Origin of the sequence: Gilliamella sp. BG2 (assembly GCF_046635645.1) — a bacterium.
GTDB lineage: Bacteria > Pseudomonadota > Gammaproteobacteria > Enterobacterales > Orbaceae > Gilliamella > Gilliamella bombi.
This window is the reverse complement of record NZ_JBIDFF010000077.1, coordinates 1-1,044: the sequence shown is the minus strand read 5'-3', so window position 1 is coordinate 1,044 and position 1,044 is coordinate 1. Positions and strand designations below refer to the sequence as shown.

At 45.0% G+C, this 1,044-nt stretch carries 1 rRNA gene; it reads left to right on the top strand.

The features are described from left to right. Positions 1-198: 198 nt before the first annotated feature. Positions 199-1,044, top strand: a 23S ribosomal RNA gene (locus tag ACGH6Q_RS12365); the annotation flags it as partial.

Here is a 1,044-nt window from a genome sequence, read left to right as displayed (position 1 = left end):
TTAAGTGAATAGAAAGATAAAGCTCTTTAACAATTAGGAACAAGCTGAAAGAAACGAGTTCTCGTTTTTACGAAAGGCTTTTAATTATAGGTTGAGTTAAAGTTTATTGAGCTTTAATTGAACAATCTATAAATAAAAAGAGAATAAGTAAGAAAGAGAAGAAAGCGTAATTTAAACCAAGACAACTGTGAGTTGTAAGGTTAAGAAATTAAGCGTACACGGTGGATGCCTAGGCAATCAGAGGCGAAGAAGGACGTGTTAATCTGCGAAAAGCGACGGTAAGCTGATAAAAAGCGTAATAGCCGTCGATATCCGAATGGGGAAACCCAGTGTAGGAAACTACACTATCATCTAATGAATTCATAGTTAGATGAGGCGAACCGGGAGAACTGAAACATCTAAGTACCCCGAGGAAAAGAAATCAACCGAGATTCCCTGAGTAGCGGCGAGCGAAAGGGGAGTAGCCCAAGCGGGTAGCATAAAGTATTAGTGGAAGCGTCTGGAAAGTCGCACGATAGAGGGTGAAAGTCCCGTACACGAAGGTACGTTATGTGGAAGCTTATAGAGTAGGGCGGGACACGTGATATCCTGTCTGAAGAAGGGGGGACCATCCTCCAAGGCTAAATACTCCTGATTGACCGATAGTGAACCAGTACCGTGAGGGAAAGGCGAAAAGAACCCCGGGAGGGGAGTGAAATAGACCCTGAAACCGTGTACGTACAATCAGTGGGAGCTGTTACCGTTGGGTAATAGTGACTGCGTACCTTTTGTATAATGGGTCAGCGACTTATATTCTGTAGCGAGGTTAACCGAATAGGGGAGCCGAAGGGAAACCGAGTATTAACTGTGCGTTAAGTTGCAGGGTATAGACCCGAAACCCGGTGATCTAGCCATGGGCAGGTTGAAGGTTGGTTAACACTAACTGGAGGACCGAACCGACTAATGTTGAAAAATTAGCGGATGACCTGTGGCTGGGGGTGAAAGGCCAATCAAACCGGGAGATAGCTGGTTCTCCCCGAAAGCTATTTAGGTAGCGCCTCATGA